Source organism: Candidatus Avelusimicrobium luingense, assembly GCF_902757105.1.
Taxonomy (GTDB): domain Bacteria; phylum Elusimicrobiota; class Elusimicrobia; order Elusimicrobiales; family Elusimicrobiaceae; genus Avelusimicrobium; species Avelusimicrobium luingense.
Map to the genome: position 1 here is coordinate 59199 of NZ_CACVTK010000004.1, position 19524 is coordinate 78722.

Genomic DNA, 19524 nt, shown 5'->3' on the forward strand with positions numbered 1-19524 from the left:
AATTAACGTCCTATCAGTTTTTTAAGTTTGCCCCAGAAAGACAGTTGTTGCGTTTCTTGGAGTTGCTTTTTAAGTTGCTTAAATTCTTTATAGATTTCCGGCAATTTGGCCACAACGGCCATTTGGCGGAAGGCTTCTTTTTGCGGAATAGCCGGAAAGCCGAAATACGTTTGCCCGGCGGGGACGTCTCCCATCACGCCCGATTGCGCACCGATTTGGGCGCGGTCGCCCACTTTCATGTGTCCGGCCAAGCCTACTTGCCCGGCTAAAATAACACCGTTGCCGATTTCGGTTGTGCCGGCAATGCCCACTTGCGAGCAGAAAATACTGCTTTGCCCTACGTGTACATTGTGCCCAACTTGAACCAAGTTATCAATTTTCGTGTTATCGCCGATGACAGTGCTGGCGATTTTGGCGCGGTCAATACAAGCATTGGCTTGAATTTCCACATCGTTGCCGAGTACCACATTGCCCACTTGTGGAATTTTTTGGTGGCGCCCGTCATGGAAGGTAAAACCGAAACCGTCCGCACCGATACGCGCGCCGGGTTGTAAAATTACATAATCTTTTAAGACACAATCTTCGCGGATAACTACTTGCGGATAGATGTAGCAGTTTTTGCCGATAGTGACATCTTTGCCGATGTAGCATTGGGGGAAAATAACGGTGTTATCTCCCACGGTTACGCCGTCTTCAATAACGGTGTAGGCTCCCACGGATACGTTTTGCCCCAGTTTGGCCTTATCGCTAATGACGGCGGTGGGGTGGATGCCGGGAGTATGTTTGGTGCGCAAAGCATCTATATATTTCATGAGTAAAATAAATGACCACTCCGGGTTTTGTGCATATAAGAGCGTTCCCGCAAACGGAAGATCTTTATCTTGGGCCTGTTGCGGCACAATCAGGGCGGATGCTTTTAAGTCTTTGAGTAAATCGGATTTGTCTAACGAAGTCAAATAACAGATGCCGCCTTCTTGTGCATCTTCCAACGAGCATAAACGGGTAATTACCGTATCGGAAGTTTTATTTGGCTGGGTTTGAGTAATTTTGGCAATTTCGGTGATAGTCAGTTGCATAATTCTCCTTGTTATTTGCCGCGTTTGCGGTATTTGCGTGATTTTTTAAGCCGGTTAATAAAGTCTTGCGTTACATTGACGGGTTTATTACCGTATAAAAGTTCATCTTTGCGTACGATAGCCCCGATATTACGCTTTTGGGCAAACGATTTTATTTCCCGGTAAATGTCTTGCAGAATTTCCTGCACTTCTTGTTGTTCTAATTTTAAAATTTCTTCGCGTGTAGTATATTTATAATTATCTATAAAAAAACTTTGCTTTTCAATCACGCGTTTATTTTCCGCAATGCGCGCGGTGATATCTTCTAATTGTGCGGGTGTATCTAAGGGGCTGGCGGTCAGCACCGTTGTTTGTGCAAATGTCAGGCGGTTTAATAAATTGTTTAGCGCCAGCGAATCGGCGGATTCTTCTATTTTAGGTAAAAACGGGTGTGGTTCTATTACAATATGTTCGTAAAACGGTTTGAGTTCGCGCCCCAACGCGGTCAGCCGCGCATTTTCTTGGCGGCGTTGTTCAATATCCTCTTTGGCTTGAGCCACTTCACGCTCTTTGGCTAAGATTTTTTCGCGGATTTGTTCTTTGACGGCAATCGTGCGCGGATGTTCGTTAAAGGCTTCATCAATATCCACAAAGGCTACGGGCAAACAGACCGCATTTTTGGATGTTTCTTCCGGCGCGGATTCTTGCGATTCTTCTTTTTCGGGGGCGGTTTGTTGGGTTTGCTCTTTAGCGGCTTGTTCACGGTTTGCGGCATCTTTGGCGAGTAAAGCCGCTACCGCAGCGGCTTCTTGGGCCGACAGCGTATCCGGCGTGTCGGACGTTTGCGCCCCCGCAACACCGGTCAATAATACGGCTAGAAAAACTGCCCAACTTTTTTTCATACGCGTCTTACATCATATTTGAGATATTGAAGTAGAAGTGGGAACGATCTTCGCCCGGGCGGTGATTTAAGCCGTATCCCCAGTCAATACGAATAGGCAAAGAGGGCGTTGTAAAACGCAACCCCACCCCGACGCCGGCTTTGAACTGTTCTTCTTCCGGCCCGAGTGAGAACTTCAAATCGTCAAAATGATTCCACGAGTTTCCTAAATCAAAGAAGAACGCAAACTGTGCCATATTGCGTCGGCCTTCGCGCGCAATCGGGAAGCGCAATTCCGCGTTCATTACATAATACAATTCGCCGCCGTACTCCGGCCCGATTTCTCCGGCACGTTCATAGCCGCGGATGGTATCTGCACCACCTAAGAAAAATTTTTCATAGGGGGGAACTTCTTGCGTGCGGCCATAGCGTTTGACCGAACCGAATTTGTTAGAGAGTACAAACACGATCGGATAATTTCCGCCGGGATTGATCACTGTATAGTTGAAAATAGACCGGGCGTTTGCATACCACAAATCTAAATCGCCGCCGATAGGCCCACCGGCAATAGCCAACCCTAACGAGTTGCGCCACCCGGTTGTCGGATCCCAGATATTATCGCGCGTATCAATGGCAAAATCTACACTAAAGGTAGATAAATCGGTTTTCCCGTCAGCGATACAGGTGGCGGGGTCTTGCCCGGGTTGACATTTGAAACGGTCATCTACGTCATAAATATTGATGTTCTCAAACGAGTAACCCAGAGAGAGTAAATAAATATCATCCTTAAAACGCGGCCCGACTTTAACACGTCCGCCGATGCGTTTTTCGGTATAGGCCTGATTGTCGGTGGAGAACGAACGGTAACGGCGGGTATTAAATAAATCTACACCCAAAGACGTCGGTTTATCGTATATCCACGGTGTCATCCAACTGACGGTGTAATCCAAAATTTCTTTACCAAATAACGTGCGTAACGACAAACGTTGCGCCCGCCCGAATAAGTTCATGTGATTGACGGACAATTCCCCGTACAAACCGTCCATAGAACTCATGGCAAGCCCGGCGGTGAACATGCCGGGGCGACCTTCCACGACGTTAAAATCCAAATCTACTTTTTGCGGATCGGCGGTGGGTTGCAAATCAATTTGAACGTCGTTAATGAAACCTAAGTTCATGATTTTAGTTTGACTGCGGCGTATTTTAGCGTTGTCATATAAGTCGCCGGGGTGGATAGCCAATTCGCGCGTAAAGACGTATTTTTTGGTGTCTTGGTATCCGGTAACGTCCACGTTATCAATGTAAAAGATATTGCCCTCGGAAATATCAAACGTCAAATTGAGTTTGCCGTCTTGAATGTTTTTAATGGGTTCTACGCGGGCTTGCAAATACCCTTTGTTGGCATATTGTTCTTGAATGGCGGCGAGTGTATCGTCAAAATCTTTTTGATTGTAGAGATGCCCGTCGCGGAAGAAGACTTGCTTTTGTAATTCTTCTTGCGTAAAAACATTGTTGCCTTCAAACGCTACCGTCCCGAAATCTACTTTTTCGCCTTCGGTAAGGCGGTAAACCAAGTTGGCTTTTGTTTTCTCGTCGTTAAAGGTAACTTGCGGTTGGGACAAATTAAATTCGCTGTATCCTTTGTTGCGCCCGTAAAGCATCATTTTGACCCAATCGCGTTGTAAGTTTTGCGGCTTAAATACTTTGCCGGGGCGGTTGGATGCTTTTTTAATAATTTTCTGGGCGGGCAGTTCATGGGCCGTTTCTAACGTAACATCTCCCACGCGTACCCGTTCGCCCTCGTTGATAATCAGTTTGACATAGACGACATTTTGTTTTTCGTCTTGTGTCAGTTCATAAGAGATTTCCGCGCTGATGTAGCCTTTTTCGGCGTATTTGGCTTTGATGCGTTCCAGATCGGCTTGAAGTTTTGTTTCATTAAACGGGTCTTTAATTTTGAGCGTCATGGCTTGGGTGATGGCCCCTTTGCCTAAATGCTTGCGCCCTTCGTAAGATAAATGATCAAAAATCGGTTTTTCCGCTACGATATACGTTAAGCGGTGGCAAAGTTCCGCTTCGCCTTCTTTGGTTTTGCGGGTGCCGTTTTCCGGGGTGATGTCAATATCTACGCTAACAAAATTGCCTAACGCGGAAATGGATTGGATGTCGTCGGATACTTGGGAAATTTCGTACAACTGGCCTTTTTTAGCCGATGCGTGTTTGGTAACGGTTTTGGGACGGATATTTTTATTGCCTTGTACGCCGATATGGCAAATCATCCACGGACCGTTAGGGTCTAATTCGACGGGCGTTGGTTCGTCCGCGCGCGCGTATGAAAAAAAAGCCAAAAGGCTCAACATTAAAACTGAGGTTCTTTTTCCAAACGTAAGCCTATCCTCCTTACAAAAAGCCCGCACTAAAGTTAGCGCGGGCACGTTTTCTAACAAAACAACTATTTAGTCGGTCTTTGCGCTTTGCCGCTTTTGATGCAGTTCGCGCAGATGTACGCAGTTTGCGTTTTGCCTTCTAAGACGACTTTTTGTTTTTGCAAGTTCGGTTTGAACGAGCGTTTGGTTCTCAAGTTAGAGTGGCTGTAAGAACCGCCGGAAACCGGGGCTTTGCCACAAATTGCACATTTATACGCCATAATTTTCCTTCCTTATATGAAATAAATTAAGTTACTATATTGTAGTAAATAATCGGGGCGCTGTCTAGTTTTGTCTTTCCGGGGGGAACATTTTACTGGCCAGTACAGAGACCGCCAAAATGCTCACAATGATCCCCAGCGATAGTACAATCGGCACGTGAACGACGTGCGACAACAGCATTTTGACGCCCACGAAAAATAAAATAACCGATATGCCGTATTTAAGATACGGAAATTTGCCCGCCATGCCGGAAAGTAAGAAATACAGCGAGCGCAAACCGATAATGGCAAAAATGTTAGACGAATAAACCAAGAATGTATCTTGCGTAATAGATAAAACCGCCGGGATAGAATCTACCGCAAAAATGAGATCGGACATTTCTATCACTACCACCGCAGCCAATAGCGGCGTGGCGTAACGTTTGGCTTTTTCCACAACGAAAAAATTTTCGCCGTGATAATCGGTTTTTAAGGGGAAAAATTTTTGCAAAATTTTAAGCGCGGCCGAATTTTGCGGATCAAATTTGTCGTCTTCTTTTTGCAGTAACATTTTTAATGCGGTAAAAATTAAGAGTGCCCCAAACACATAAATCGTCCACGAAAAAAGCGAAATCAGTTTGACGCCTAAAAAGATAAATAAAAACCGCAAAACGACGGCTCCCAATACACCCCATAATAAGGCTTTAGGTTGCAATTCGTGCGGAATAGCAAAGTAACCGAAGATAAGGATAAATACGAACATATTATCTACGGAAAGAGAATATTCCAACACGTATCCGGTGTAAAATTCTAAAGCGTGTTTAGAGCCTTCCAATAACCAAATTGCTCCACCGAAAACAAGCGCTAATGATATCCACGCACAGACCATGAGCCCGGCTTCTTTAATGCTTACCTTACCATGATGTTTATTGAGAACGGTTAAGTCCACAAACAAGGCGGCTAATACAACGACCCAAAATGCAATCCATAGCCCGACAGAAACAGATGTAGAAACAGGTTCCATAATACCCCCAAAGAAGTAAAGGTATTATATCATTTTGTTATTTTTTTGTTTGAAGAGGAAGACGAAGTATTAAGACAAAATGGGCAACAAAAAAGCCGAGGATGGGAGTCCCCTACGGTTGTTTTGTTGACACAAAACACCTACGGGCCGGGCCTCGCGCTTATGTTTTTGTTAGTAGCAGCGTGTTTTTGTAACAATTTTGTTTTAAGACGAGAACGCAGCGAGTGAGCGTATACTGTAAAAGGGCGGAGCCCGAGGTATCCGAACGAGCGAGGACGAAGTATTAAGACAAAATGGGCAACAAAAAAGCCGAGGATGGGAATCGAACCCACAACCTACGGTTTACAAAACCGTTGCTCTGCCAGTTGAGCTACCTCGGCAACTTTCTACTTATATCATATCATTTTTTCGGTAATCTTCCAATGATTTGCTATAATCATTTACGGAGCGTACTATGAAAAAATTATTATTTCTTTTCTTTTTCTTCAGTTCTTCGTTGGTTTTATTAGCGCAGGAAAACTGCCGTGTACAGGATGAACTTCCGTTAAAACTAATGTCTGCCGAAATTAAACGCAGTATCAAAACATTCAAAAAGTTAAAGCCACCCGTCTATTATCTTTCTTATACGTATGAAGATACCACCAGACAAACGTTATTGGCGCGACAAGGCGCGTTATATTCCAGAGGCGATCGTACGACCGCTGTTTCGGTGTTTGCCCGGGCCGGCAGCCCCAAAATGGACAATACCCGTCCGTTAAAAGGCGGTAATGCGGAAGGCGAAAATTCGTTACAAGTAAAAATGGGAGTAACGCCGTTTGATGACAATCCCCTTGCGTTTAAGATGGCTTTATGGTCGGCTACGCAAAATATGGCGGAAAAAGCCCAAGAAGGATTTGCCCGCGTACAAATTAACAGCAAAACGGCTTCGGTGCGCCAAGACGATTCGGATGATTTTGTCTTACCACCCGCTTCTATGTATTGCCACGAACAAGAGCCGCAATCATTTGATTTGGAAAAAATCGGTGAATTACTTAACGAAGTCTCTACGTTGGTCCGCGGAAACAAATTTGTGCAGGACAGCAATTTTTCCTTTTCATTGGAACAAGGACACCGTTATTTTACCGATTCCGTAGGTACACAACTAAAAACACCCGTACTCTTTGCCCGGTTATCTTATAATTTGATAAATTTACTGGATGACGGATCCGAATTATATCGTTTTCGTACGTATGATGTAATTAACGAGAATCAACTCCCCACGAAAGAGCAATTGCTGGCCGATGTGCGGCAATCGTTAGAAGAATTGGAAAAGTTATCTAAAGCCCCGGAAGCCGACCCGATAACCGTTCCCGCTATTTTGAAAAACCGCGCGATGGCAGTATTTGTGCATGAAGTGCTCGGCCATCGCGTAGAAGGCCACCGCCAAAAATTAGATTCGTTCGGAAAAACATTTACAAGTAAAGTCGGCCAATTGGTTACGGCTCCGTTTATATCTATTGTGGATGATGCCACTTTATCTTCATTTAACGGCGAACCCTTGCGCGGATTTTATGAATATGATGATGAAGGCGTTAAAGTCCGTCCCGTTACGTTAGTGGAAAACGGTATTTTGCGCGGGTTTTTGATGTCCAGCAGTCCTATTAACGGCTTTCCGACTTCCAATGGACACGGGCGGGCTGAACTTGGGGCTTTGCCGGTTGCCCGCATGGGGGTAACGCGGCTTATGGCCAGCCAAACAGTTTCGTATGATGAATTAGAAAAAAAATTACTGGCTGAAATTCGTGCCCAACATAAACCGTATGGCTATATTATTGATGATTTGTCCGGTGGTTTTACCATGACGGATACTTTTTTTCCGCAGGTATTCAAATTGGAACCTAAATTAGTTTATCGCTTATATCCCGACGGCCGAAAAGAAGTTGTACGCGGGGCCGAAATTGTAGGTACGCCGCTAGTCAGTTTTAGCCAAATACTGGCGGCGGCCAATGATGACGCGGTATTTAACGGTACGTGCGGGGCCGAATCGGGTTGGGTGCCGGTATCGGCAATTGCACCCAGTGTATTGATAAGATCATTGGAAATAGAAAAAACCGGGAAAAGCAATTTTAAGCCGCCGTTGTTACCGCCCCCGTATGCCTTGCAAGGAGAGAAGAAATGAAACGTATCTTATATGTAATGGTTTTGTTTTTAGTACCCGGAATATTAACCGCCGCACCATGGCCCAATAACGAGTTCTTCCGCGCTATGAATGATGAAATGCAACGCACGCTCAAACAATTGCGCTTGAAAGGGCATCCGGATCCGTATTATGTAGCGTATTGGGCCAAACAATCGCATTCGGTTAACGTTAGGGCTCAAATGGGTACATTAGTGCCTATGGCAGACACAAGCAAAAATAAAATTCCCGTTCAAATAAGCGCGTTGGTGTCGGTGGGATCGGATAAAGAAGATGCACTGAATTTTGTGGATGCTTCAACGTATATGCCCGGTGTGATATTAAGTACGCGCGCGTCTGTCCCGGTAGGGTATGAATCTATACGTCAAGCGTTATGGGAATTGACGGATGATATATATTTGAGCGTAGTAAATTTGTATCAAGCCAAAAAAGCGTATAAACAAAAGAAAAACATTCAGGATAAATTACCGGATATTGTGCCGGCTAAACCGGGCCGATTTGTAGAAGAAATCCCGCCGTTTCAGCGGCCCGATTTGCCCCGGTTAGAACAAGCCGTTAAAGAAATGTCTGCCTTGGGAAATGAAATTGCTTTTATAGAGAATTTTTCGGCCGGTATAAATAGTGGCCGAAATGATATATATTTCTTAAACAGTCGCGGAGCATTTGCACAATATATGCGTCCGCAAGTATCGTTAACCTTGCGTGCATCCTGGCGTCAACCCAATGGCAAAAAGGAAAATGAAATGTTAAAGTACGATTTGCCGGACACATCGGACGCCTCACTCGCCCAGATGAAAGTATATGCACAAGAATTTTTAGCACGCATTGAACGGGCTCACGGTGCAAAATCGGGGGATACGTATATTGGGCCGGTGTTATTAAAACCCCGAATGGCTGCCACCCTGTTGTGGAATGCGATTTTGAATGATATGCAGCAAACCAAGCCGCTGCTTCGCACAGATACGCATGATGATGACGACCCTTCCGCCGGTAAATTAAATAAAAAACGCGGCGTGCGCGTCAGTACCGATTTGCTCACTATTTACGATCGTCCGCTTGCGCGTGATTTTGAAGGGATTGCTCTGGCCCGGTTTTCTCCGGTAGATGACGAAGGCGTGGCTAGTGAAAATATTACATTAGTGGAAAACGGATATGTCAAAGAGATACCGCTTTCCCAACGGCCGATTTCACCTAAACACCGCAGTAACGGCCATGGATTTTTTGACTATTTTGCCATGAATGTAACTGTGCAGAGTTTGCGCGAGCGGTTAACGAACGTATTTGTAGAACCCAAGGAACAGTTAACTGACCGGCAAATGGAAGAAAAATTATTGGCACGTTGTCGTGAATTAGGGTTAGAATATGGGTATATCATATATGATGGGTTCGGCCCGTTAGGCATAGAACGTATTTATACGGCTGACGGACACAAAGAAACTATACTTGATTTGAATACCGATTCCGACAATTTCAATTTTATGCCACGGGATTTGCGTAGTGTGCTTGCTGTTGGCGGAAAGAAAGAACTGGTACATGATTATGAGGTAACCATTACGCCTTCCATTTTGCTTAGCGAAATGGAACTCGTTCCCAAAGATCCCAAGCCGCATCGTAAGCCGTTTATTGAGCGGCCTAAATAAAGTTTGCGAAAATAAATTTATTTTCTTTCGGATAGTTTTTTGGCTACTTGGCCGACAAAAGAGTTAGGTGTATTTTGGGCAATTTTTTCTAACTGCTTTTGCGCGGCCTTTTTTTTGCCTTGCTTCTGCCAATTTAAGGCTTGTATCAGTTGGGCGAGTGCATTATCCGGGTGTTTGCTCAGTATTTCTTGTGCGGTTTGTAAGGATGAATTTATTTCATTGGCTTCGTAAAGCCATAAGGCTTTTTGGGCTTGCAAATCAATTCGTTCGGATTCTAAGATAAGCGCGATTTCCAAATGGTCAAGTGCTTCTTGCGGACGGTTTAACCCGCGCAAGGCTTCCGCGCTGATACGCCAAAAATCAGGTTGCGTATTTTCTTGTTGCAGGGCTTGGGTAATGAGTAAAAAGGCTTGTTCGTAATTGCGTTCACGTAAGAAAGTGCGCGCATAGCGGGCCCGGTAAATGGGCAAAATCTCCGGAGCGACTGTAAAAAATTGGTCATAAAATTGGCGTGCCTTGGAATAAAAACCTAACGTGGTATAATTTTCGGCTTGTCCGATAAGTGCCGTTTCGTTGTTGGGATCTTGGGCAAGCGTACGTTCATACATTTCTATAGATTGGGTGGTAAGTCCGTTGGCTTGATATAATCTTCCGGCTTCTAATAACAACGGTACGTTTTTGGGGTGAAATTCCAGCGCTTCGGAATAAACTTCCAAGGCTTTTTCCGGCAAGCCGATTTTTTCATAACTAAGCCCCAATAAACGGTAAGCGCGCGCTTCGCGCCGGGTAACGTTTTTGGCTTTATAGATATAATCGCTTAATTCTTGGGCGGCTGCCTGATAATTCCCCACGTCATATTCTTCCCGTGCGTGCACATATTCTTTGCGGTCGCCAAGCGGCGCAATCCCTAAAAAACCGGACGAGCAGCCTGCCAAACAGAGTAGCCCCGTTATGATTACCAAATAATTTTTATAAGATGTCATACAAAGCAAATAGCAAGATAGATTCTTGCAACTCCTCTAAATGTTGATGTGCTTCCACGACTCCCACTTCTCCGGCTTTGTGTAATTTATCTAATTCTAAAGTGCCTACATCTAAGACACGGTTGGTTAAAACGAAATTGGCTTTTTGGGCGGCTTCTTCAATCATGGCGGCTCCGCGCACATCCCCTACGCGCAGCAAATAAGCGGCTACGGTTTGGGGCGTTTTGGAGAAAAAATCAGGCGGGGTAACAGAGGCAATAATATAATCAGCGCCCATTTTTTTTACGGATTCTACCGGTAAATAATCTACCACGGCTCCGTCCACAAGTAGACGGTGTCGGTATTGTACAGGCTCAAATACGCCGGGCAAATTCATACTGGCCCGCACCGCAATGGCTAGCGGGCCGGAGTTAAACACTACCCGTTCACCGGTTTTTGCGTCCATGGCGGCACAAGTAAAAGGAATTTTCAAATCTTCAAAACGGACATCTCCTACTTGCTCGTGAAAGAAATTCGCCAAATTGGCTGACGACGGTAATTTTTTGGCAAACAAAAAACGCCATAACCCTATGACGTTCAAATCCGGCGTGATATTTTGCATGGATAAGTGAGAACTGATTTGCCACAGTTTGTCCGTAGGTAACCCGGCCGCATATAACGAGCCGACTACCGCACCCATAGATGTACCGGAGATTACATCAATGGGAACTCCGGCATTGGACAATACTTCTAACGTTCCTACATGTGCAAATCCGCGTACTCCGCCGGCCGATAAGGCCAACCCGATTTTAGGACGGATTTCAGCGGGACGGTTGATAAAATCTTGCCATAAAAAATCACGCAAGACATCGTCGTCGGTTTGCATTTCTGCGGCGGTGGAAAATATACCTAACCCTAACAACAGCGCTAGTGTAATTATAAAACGCCGCATTTTGTTCATTATAAATCCTGCCCGACGGCCCATTCCAATTCGGCTTTGGCGGTTAAGTTGTGGCGTAGGGCGTCTAGATAATCATAGGCGGTTTGTGTATAAAACAACGCCGCTTCAATGGGGGCCGCCCCTTGTTTGGCGGCGGAACGCTCTGCTTTGTCAAATAAATTTTTTAACGTAGTAAATTGTTCTTGACGAGATAATACTTCGTTTTGCCAAAAGCGTACTTCTTCAAAACTGCGCGCTACTTCCACACGGATTTTATCTTCAATCATCGCGCGACGCAACGTGCTTTTTTGCTGTTGGGCCTTTTTCTGCGAGATTTGTGACGAGAAATTATACGGTAGCGGCAAACGTACGGCTAATGAAATTTGTTTGTTTGTATCGCCTAGCGAATCGTCGCCGAGTTGTTCATAGGTACCGTTTAAGATAATATCCGGATAGCGTTTAGACAATGCCAAATCAATAGCGATGTTATCTAACTCTAATGCATACAGAGCAGATTTTAATTCCGGGCGATATTCCATAGCACGCAAATTGAGTTGCGCTAAATCTTTATCTACACGCACCGGGGAAAAATCACCGGTAATGGATAAATCGGCGTTGGTTTCTTTGTTCAAACTGACCAGCATAGCCAGTCGTGCTTGGGCAAGTTGGCGGGTGGCTTCGTGATGTCTAACTTGCAAACGCGCTAACGCACTTTGTATGCGCATTTGCGCCCATACATCGCCGGACGAACGTATATTCCACGCGGTCACTTGGTCGCTTACTTGTTGTATCAGTTTGTTATATTCTTGGGCAAACAGTAAGTTATAAAATGATTTTTTAATGTCTAATACCGTGGCGTTTTTAATGGCTTCGTACCGGCTTTGAAGTTGTTTCAAATTGGCCCGGGCAATTTTTAATGTATTGCGGATACGTCCGCCGGAATAGAGATATTGGGTGGCCGTTACACCTACGCCGAAAAATTGGTTGCTTTTATCGGCTAAACTGGCGCCGGGCAAAAAGCGGTTGGCTACCGAATCGGGCAATACCATCGGGTAATCTAAGTCGTACCAAGTGGCTGTTCCCTGCAAGGCCAGTTGCGGTAAAAATTGGAATTTGGCTTCGTTGACTTTTTGTTCAGCCACAATGATTTCTTGACGGGCAGTCAAAAAATCAGAATTGTTTTCTAACCCTAACCGAATCGCATTTTCCAGCGAAAGATTATCACTAATCAAACTGGAAAATTTTAGCCCGTACTCTTGTTGGGCGGTTGCCGGAAGCGTGAGTAAAAAAAATGCGAATAGATAAATTATTTTTTTCATTTGTTTTTATTTTTATTGATTTCTTCTTCTACTTTATCCATCATAGCGTTGAAATCATCTTGTAATTCGGTAAATTGATCGCCGCGGCGCAAGTGTACCCGTTGGGAAAAATCTCCCTTGGCAATTGCTTTGCAGACTTGTTCAAAACGATATACCGGCCCCGCCATTTTATGTGATAAAAAGGCCGAGATAATTACTACAAAGAGCAGATAAATCATAATCTTGTAGAAGAAGTTAGCAACTATCGGGATAAATTCATCATATACCGGTTGCATAAGTACCGGGTGCGCATCAAATAAATCGCTTAATGTGGCAGTGAGTTCAAACGTCATAATGGCTAAGCCACACAGCACGCTTAAAAAAATCAGCAACATATAGCGAAGTTGTAACTTCTTTTTAATAAAAATTGTATTGCGCCGGGCAGTAGGTTGTTGAGTGGACATAACGCTCCTAAAAATTTGTCACGTAGCGGATTTGCAAAATGCGTTCGCTTTCATCTCCGCGCCCGATACGGCGCACGGCTCCGTCTAACGCGAGCGACGGGTGTAAATAAAAACGCATTCCCACATTGGCACGCGAATCGCGCACGTTGCGGATGTTATCCCATTCCGCCAAGATGTTAATATAATCGGTTATGCGGTAAAATAAACCGAAAAAACCGTATAAGCGGTCAAAATCAAAATCGGAAAAGTTGCCGCCGATAGAGGCATTCAAGCCGGGTACAATAATTTCACGAGAAAAAGTTAAATATCCGCCCTTGCGGTCATCCAAATATTTTTTAGTGCGGGTATAACGGCGGTTGCTATCGTAGCCATATCCGTAACGGCGTCCGTCATAACCGATAGCAATGGCGGGCAAATATAAACTGCCGTCATAAATTTTCCACTTGGCTTGAAAATCCGGGTTGAGCACACGCACCGAATCGGATGAGCCGATGAGTTCATGCGCGGCCAGAGAAAACCCTAAATTAATGCGCGGATAGACGCCAAAATCAATGGTTTCCATTACAGTCCCATGGTCATAGGCACGTGTTGAAAAGGAGGCTTGGTAATGGTCTAATACGTCGGCGGTGGGAATATCTAAAATATTTGTTTCCAAACTAACCGGGTCGCCTACGGCAGCGCACAAGACCGCGGGAAACAAAACATAACTAACAAACAGAGTTAAAAATTTTTTCATAACGCTCCTTTAGTGAATAAACACACGCACATCTTTTATTTCCGGTTGGACGATGTAGCGTACGTTATGGGTATAAATACTTTCGCGTGCCGGGTTGAAATCGTTGCGGTCGCGCGGGAAAGCCAAATCTACAATGCCTTGTTTAACGCGGCTGTTGCTAGTGACAATGCCGACGTTCCAACGATCGGTTTTTTCTTTATCATTCGGTTCGGGGTTGCGGTAGTTGCGAAGTAACACCGTGCCGGTGGGAATTTCTTCAGCACCGACCGGTTCGGTTTTTACAATGACGCGGGTTGTCCAAACGGTTTGGCCTTTACAGGGGCCATTGACAAACGTAATTTTATAGCGCGGATCATCGTTGGATGGGGTTTTGTTGAGTTTGGCCAGCGAATAAAGCGCATAAGGTTTATCTATATTTTCACACGCACCGAAAACGTGTTTGCTTAAAAATTGTTCATATGTATCTTCGGGATTGCGGTTATAGGGCGAGTTTTTGCGTCCGGCACATCCGGCCGCAAATATGAGCGAACATAATACAACAAAAGGGATTATTTTTTTCAACATAAAAACTCCTGTTTTTAGTGAGATAGTGGGCTTACTGCCCACTCTACAAATTATACCCGTTTTTGGGGGGAAAATAAACCCGTAAATTTATTTATAAAAAAACCCCGCCTTTTGGCGGGGTTTCTCTTGCTAAATATTAGCGTGAATGCGTACCGGCATCGATACTGCTGTCAATATCCTTCATTTGCTGCTGCAACTCTTTTTGAATTTGTTGTATTTTGGGGGTTACCACATTCTGTAAGGCTTCCTGATGTGCCTTTTGTTGAATTTCATTAGAAACATGACGGAAAAGGATCACACTGTTAACCACGTGATCGGTTAATTTGCGTGAACGTGTTTCTAAAGAATCTTCGGCGGGCTCCGTTGGCGTTGGGTTCAGCCCCATGATTGGATTATTGGATGGACCAAATTTGGTGAACACGGCGTGCCCGGTGGTACCATAGGCGACGCGGGTATCATAACCGTATCGGTCGGAAAAGGCCTTAGCATCAGCCGCATCGGCAAAATAGACAACAGCATTATGTGGCAATTTTGCATCTTGATTATGGTTGCCCATGCGTGATCGTTGTGCCAATTGTTGGGCTTTTTCGTTTGAATAAAGCACGTAAGGCGGTGCGGCTTGTTGTAAATCTTTTTCAAATTGCTGGCGATCTTCCGGGGTTGCTTCCGGGTTATCCCGGTTGTACTCGTCGTACGCAGCCATTTGCTCGTTCATCCATTGTTGTTTTATTTGCGGATAGAGATTTAAGGGGTCTCCTTGAAAAGCAAATCCGGCCGCTTCCACCGTCTCCGGAAGTTCGCTTTCGGCTCTTCGTACGGATGGGTCCGGGTTGGGTTGCGGGGAATTGGCTACCCAGAAACAGGAATTATTGGAACAATTATTTTGTTCAAGCATATACAGATAGAGCATTTTCGTAGCCCATTGCGGAGATCTCTCATCTATATCTTGTTGAGCAATTTCAATTTGATCATAAGAAGAAGCATCTGCCACTCCCAATATAGGGATCAAAGGGGCTTGGGAAAGGGCCTTGTCCCGTTTGGAATAATCGGGCGCCGTCTGATCCGGATGTTCGCCGGCGCTTACCGCCGCATCCAAGGCTAACTGTTCCAAAAAGTGTTCCCGGTTTTTCTCAGCCAATTCGGCGGCGGTTTTCATTTCCCCACTGCAGATACCTTCTGACACGGGTTCCAACAAGCCTTTGTGTACGTCACACCCCGTTTCTTTGGCCGGCAAAGAATCAACGGCTGCTTGCCCGCCGCTCCGGTTCATCAAATCTTTTTCTTTAGCCGCTTTCCACAGGTCGGTATATTCGTTCCATTTATCTTGCCGGACTTGTTCTCGTTGTTGTTGGTCTTGTTGGGAATTGCCGGAGGACGGCGTGGAATTGGCCACTAAATTGGCAGCCGAATTAACGACACTTAACATATCCAATTCCTGTTGCAAGGCGGCTCCGGCCGCATCAATATCGGCAGAAGATCCGGTTTTTTTGACCGATTGAAAATCTTTGGGTTGTAAATCGGCCTCTAATGCTTTGGGTGCTTTACGTGTCGGCGTATTATTGTTTTTGCCGAGGCGTGAAGTACGTCCGGTATCGGTTGCCAAGGAGTAATTTGCAAATTTGTTATCCGTAGTACTTCCCTGCGGATGGTTAGCGGCTGTTGCATCGTTATCAAAACCGAAGAACTGTTTAATCGGCTTAAACAATTGGGCTAATTTGGAATCAGGGACCGCTTGTTGTCTCTTCTTTACGATAGTAGGTGTGAAACGGTCGGCGCGTTCTTGTTTGACGTAACGTTCATAAGCGTCATCTTTAACGGAAATTTCGTGCATTCCCAACTGGGCGGCTTCCGGCATGCGTTGTCGGACGAGCACCCATCCACCTTCTTCGTCTTGTACTTGATAAGAAGTAGGATCTTCCGCGTTAATATCTGCCGGAATTACGTTGGCTCCGGCGGCTGCGGAAATCAACAAATTGCGTTCGTCTTCCGGCAAGGCAGCGTGGCGGGCATCTAACGCAACGCCGGCACGATCAACCATTAACGAATTTTTTGATTGGTCGCCTGTCTCTTTCTTGCCAAAAAAACGGGCAATACGTTTGACGATATCGGTAAGCGGATTAGACGTAAAAATTTGCGGGATAAGTTGTTCTGATTTTTCAGTATTGGCTTTATCGTTATTTAAGGTTGGCGGTTCTAAAAAAGGTAACATTAAAAAAATAAACAAGGCTACGCAAACCGTTATGCCTAAATATTTAACTAATTTTTTCATAAAAACTCCTTATCCAAAGAGGATATGCGGAGAAAAATCTTTCTCCGTTTATCTTTTTAATAGTGTAGTTGTTTTGACGGCGATTTGCAAGAAATATTAAGCCCTAGATTGGGTTGGGCCTTTAGACCTAGGTTGATTAAATAATCGTTTGAGTATTTCCCAGGCTTTTTTACAATGGCGGGCCAAAGGATTTTCATTGACCGTAGCTGGCAGTTGGGCTTGGTCGTTATCGGTCTGCGGCAGTTGGAAACCGGCTACCTGCACCAAGCGTAATAAATAATCGGACGGAACGGCAAAGTTTAAGTTTTGGTTATTTTCTCCGGGATAACTGGCAAATGCGACGGAAATAACTTTTCCGTCTTGGTTAAAAACCGGGCTGCCGCTGGAACTGGGGGAAATCGGCGCGCTGATTTGGTGCCAAATCGTACCGTCGGCTTTTTTACGCACCTGACTGATTAACCCCGAAGAAACCGTATTTTGCAATCGCCGCGGGTTGCCAATAACGGTAATTTCTTGTCCGGGGCGGACAACCGCCGATGAGGTTACTACAACGGTAGGTAAATTTTGTGCTTCAATTTTAAGCAAAGCCAAATCTACATTGGACGCTTGGGCGAGCGTTTTGGCTTCGCCGGAAACGGCCCCATTGCTAAAGGTGACATTGGCGTAAGTGGCATCTGCGGTAACGTGTCGGCTAGTGGCAATTAGTCCGTCCGGAGTGAGCACAAACCCCGTGCCGGTAAACGTAGAGCCATCTTCTTTGAGCACATTGATTGCCACGATTGCCGGGGTGTTTTCTCGCGCGATACGTTCCCGAGGTTGTTCTTCGGCCACGGCGGCAAATGCACAAAAAATCAACAAAAATGTCAATAAATTCCGCATAGTTTGATTATATAATAATTGAAATAATTGTGGATAAATTGTAGACTAATTAAGTAGTAAGGAGTAAAACGTATGGAACAATTTTATGTAAGCCGTAAAAAATATGAAGCGTTAGTCAATGAACTCAAAGAGTTGCAGGAAGTGAAAGCACAACTGTCCAACGAAATCGGTGAGGCAGCCGCACAAGGCGATTTGAAAGAAAATGCCGAGTACCATGCCGCCAAAGAAAAACAAGCCGAAACGTTGCGGCGCATTGACGAATTGGAAACGCGACTTCGTAATTGCCAAATTACGGATGATTTAGCCGTAGATAAAACAAAAGCCCGTATCGGTGCAACCGTTACTATTAAAGATATAGATGCCGATTTGGAATTTACCTATACATTGGTGGGATCTATGGAATCAAACCCGGAGAAAGGGTTGTTGTCGGTCAAATCGCCGTTGGCCAACGGAGTGCTTGGACATGCACAAGGCGAAGAATTTGAAGCCATTTTGCCGCGCGGACCGAAAAAATATAAACTAATCAAATTGGAATATAAATAATTGCTGTAAATTATCCAACAAAAAAGGAACGGTTTTTTAAGCCGTTCCTTTTTTGTGATACATTGCCAAATTTAATCAGCGACCTTATATTTATGTTGCATAAGCGTGGTGTCATACGTGGTTTTGGAGTCTCTGAGTGCCCATCCCATCCATTGGTCATATAACTCCGCTTCTTGGGCCGAAACATTTCCGCCTTGGGTATACGGACCGGGGAGCGTATGATGTTGCACATAGAACTTTTCCAGTTCTTCCATCATTTTTTCATATTCCCATAAGACCGGTTCGTTTGCTTCCCACAATGTTTGAAGTTGCTTCAAATCGGAAATTAACGGTTCAAAATTAGTATATCCCGGCATAACGATTAAGCCCCATTCCACATCTAAAACTAAAATTTGTTCTTCCGGATCTAATGTATTTCGGCTGGGGCGTCGGCCGTTTCTCTCAATAAATTCGGTTGTCTTTTTAATAGTATCTTGTAAAAAGTCATGACGATCTTTAATGATTTGTTGGTCTTGTGCTATGGAAATCCGTATTTGGTAACTGTCGCGGATTTTCTCTAATAACGAGCGCAAAATAGGCGATTGGTTGGCCGAAATCGTACTGGCCGACAAGAAATTTCTGAATAGTTTACGAAACGTCGGCGTAACTAACGGATTGTACATCATATTATTAAGCCACATAGTCATTTTGTGCGGATTACGGGTTAAGTAACTGATGGCACAATCAATAACGTCCCCTTCTAAAGCATAATAATCGGATACGTCTTTTAAGAAAGTTTCTTGGTCCCCGCGTATAAGAGAATTGGTTAATACTTCCCGCAGAGAATAATCCGGTAATTTATCCACATGTGATTGTACCCATTCTATGGATTGCGGAGTAACATAGTGCGGATCCAAACTTTGCATGGCCTCGGTATATAATGCAATTCCGTCCTGCGTAAGCGTGTGGAAAAGTTTTTGTTCCTTTGCATGCATTTCTAAAGCGCGGGTTTCCTGTGTTTGTTGGAGCAAATCAATACGGCGTGTTTCCGGATTCGTGGAAATGTCATGTGTTTGGGAGGTACCGAATTTTCCGGTCTGGACATCTTTGTAAGTTCGCCATACATAATCGGATGTATAGGGATATAAACTGCCTTCAAACTTAACATTTTTGTCTATTTGTAAGAGAGGAATTGTGATCGTTTCGTTTGCATGAGATGTCATTAAATACGCACTTTGCTCTGCGGCTCGGGTGCCTTGTCCTACCGCCCGCTCTGAAGCGCGGATAGCCGTGTTGAGTGCTTCACCGACGCCCTTGGCTATTTCCTCGGGGGCCTGGGCGACCGACGGCAGGGCTCCTAATAGCAAGGCAATTAGTATATATCCGATTTGTTTATTAAAAATGTTCATGGAGTTAATCTCCCTGTTTATATAGTCGGTTTATAGTGCTTCGGTACTTATATTGTATGCGAGAATTAAAACAAGTGCAA

At 44.8% G+C, this 19524-nt stretch carries 17 protein-coding genes and 1 tRNA gene; 3 read left to right on the forward strand and 15 right to left on the reverse strand.

The window, feature by feature from the left end; all coding sequences use genetic code 11:
* Positions 1 to 2 precede the first annotated feature (2 nt).
* From lpxD to ACQY3H_RS04695, 6 genes are all read right to left on the reverse strand, one after another.
* Positions 3 to 1076 carry a UDP-3-O-(3-hydroxymyristoyl)glucosamine N-acyltransferase gene (gene lpxD / locus ACQY3H_RS04670; protein ID WP_428075353.1) on the reverse strand — a complete coding sequence of 358 codons (1074 nt, stop codon included), beginning with the start codon at positions 1074 to 1076 and terminating at the stop codon, positions 3 to 5.
* An 11-nt stretch (positions 1077 to 1087) separates the two neighbouring features.
* Positions 1088 to 1957, reverse strand: coding sequence for a hypothetical protein (locus ACQY3H_RS04675; RefSeq protein ID WP_428075355.1), 870 nt, complete (start codon positions 1955 to 1957; stop codon positions 1088 to 1090).
* Positions 1958 to 1964: 7 nt separating this feature from the next.
* Positions 1965 to 4283 (reverse strand): outer membrane protein assembly factor BamA, encoded by a 2319-nt coding sequence (gene bamA / locus ACQY3H_RS04680; protein ID WP_428075357.1) that lies wholly within the window; start codon positions 4281 to 4283, stop codon positions 1965 to 1967.
* Between the two features lie 104 nt (positions 4284 to 4387).
* On the reverse strand, positions 4388 to 4582 hold the full coding sequence (gene rpmB, locus ACQY3H_RS04685) for a 50S ribosomal protein L28 (protein WP_428075359.1): 195 nt from the start codon (positions 4580 to 4582) through the stop codon (positions 4388 to 4390).
* A gap of 64 nt (positions 4583 to 4646) precedes the next feature.
* On the reverse strand, positions 4647 to 5585 hold the full coding sequence (locus ACQY3H_RS04690; RefSeq protein ID WP_428075361.1) for a TerC family protein: 939 nt from the start codon (positions 5583 to 5585) through the stop codon (positions 4647 to 4649).
* A 307-nt stretch (positions 5586 to 5892) separates the two neighbouring features.
* Positions 5893 to 5965, reverse strand: a tRNA-Thr gene (locus ACQY3H_RS04695).
* A 74-nt stretch (positions 5966 to 6039) separates the two neighbouring features.
* On the opposite strand from ACQY3H_RS04695, the gene ACQY3H_RS04700 reads away from it, so the two are divergent.
* Entirely contained in the window at positions 6040 to 7743 is a 1704-nt protein-coding gene (locus tag ACQY3H_RS04700) for a metallopeptidase TldD-related protein (RefSeq protein WP_428075363.1), read from the forward strand.
* Positions 7740 to 9401, forward strand: coding sequence for a metallopeptidase TldD-related protein (locus tag ACQY3H_RS04705; RefSeq protein ID WP_428075365.1), 1662 nt, complete (start codon positions 7740 to 7742; stop codon positions 9399 to 9401). Before ACQY3H_RS04700 ends, ACQY3H_RS04705 begins: the two co-directional genes overlap by 4 nt.
* A gap of 17 nt (positions 9402 to 9418) precedes the next feature.
* Here ACQY3H_RS04705 and ACQY3H_RS04710 read toward each other — a convergent pair whose 3' ends face one another.
* The 8 genes from ACQY3H_RS04710 to ACQY3H_RS04745 form a co-directional block, all read right to left on the reverse strand.
* A complete protein-coding gene (locus tag ACQY3H_RS04710) occupies positions 9419 to 10384 on the reverse strand; it encodes a tetratricopeptide repeat protein (protein WP_428075367.1) in 966 nt (321 codons plus the stop codon).
* Positions 10371 to 11324: a patatin-like phospholipase family protein gene (locus tag ACQY3H_RS04715; protein WP_428075369.1), complete on the reverse strand. Its 954-nt coding sequence runs from the start codon at positions 11322 to 11324 to the stop codon at positions 10371 to 10373. The genes ACQY3H_RS04710 and ACQY3H_RS04715 overlap by 14 nt, the downstream gene beginning before the upstream one ends.
* Positions 11324 to 12622 carry a TolC family protein gene (locus ACQY3H_RS04720; protein WP_428075371.1) on the reverse strand — a complete coding sequence of 433 codons (1299 nt, stop codon included), beginning with the start codon at positions 12620 to 12622 and terminating at the stop codon, positions 11324 to 11326. Before ACQY3H_RS04720 ends, ACQY3H_RS04715 begins: the two co-directional genes overlap by 1 nt.
* Complete coding sequence (locus ACQY3H_RS04725; RefSeq protein ID WP_428075373.1) at positions 12619 to 13065, reverse strand: HAMP domain-containing protein; 447 nt, start codon at positions 13063 to 13065, stop codon at positions 12619 to 12621. The genes ACQY3H_RS04720 and ACQY3H_RS04725 overlap by 4 nt, the downstream gene beginning before the upstream one ends.
* Before the next feature lie 7 nt (positions 13066 to 13072).
* On the reverse strand, positions 13073 to 13801 hold the full coding sequence (locus ACQY3H_RS04730; protein ID WP_428075375.1) for a hypothetical protein: 729 nt from the start codon (positions 13799 to 13801) through the stop codon (positions 13073 to 13075).
* Between the two features lie 9 nt (positions 13802 to 13810).
* Entirely contained in the window at positions 13811 to 14365 is a 555-nt protein-coding gene (locus ACQY3H_RS04735; RefSeq protein WP_428075377.1) for a hypothetical protein, read from the reverse strand.
* A 136-nt stretch (positions 14366 to 14501) separates the two neighbouring features.
* Entirely contained in the window at positions 14502 to 16634 is a 2133-nt protein-coding gene (locus tag ACQY3H_RS04740) for a hypothetical protein (protein WP_428075379.1), read from the reverse strand.
* Between the two features lie 96 nt (positions 16635 to 16730).
* Complete coding sequence (locus ACQY3H_RS04745; protein ID WP_428075381.1) at positions 16731 to 17513, reverse strand: S1C family serine protease; 783 nt, start codon at positions 17511 to 17513, stop codon at positions 16731 to 16733.
* A 72-nt stretch (positions 17514 to 17585) separates the two neighbouring features.
* Between ACQY3H_RS04745 and ACQY3H_RS04750 the strand changes: the two genes are divergently transcribed.
* Complete coding sequence (locus ACQY3H_RS04750; protein WP_428075383.1) at positions 17586 to 18056, forward strand: GreA/GreB family elongation factor; 471 nt, start codon at positions 17586 to 17588, stop codon at positions 18054 to 18056.
* A gap of 71 nt (positions 18057 to 18127) precedes the next feature.
* Here ACQY3H_RS04750 and ACQY3H_RS04755 read toward each other — a convergent pair whose 3' ends face one another.
* Positions 18128 to 19444, reverse strand: a complete 1317-nt coding sequence (locus ACQY3H_RS04755; protein WP_428075385.1) for a hypothetical protein — start codon at positions 19442 to 19444, stop codon at positions 18128 to 18130.
* Positions 19445 to 19524: the final 80 nt, after the last annotated feature.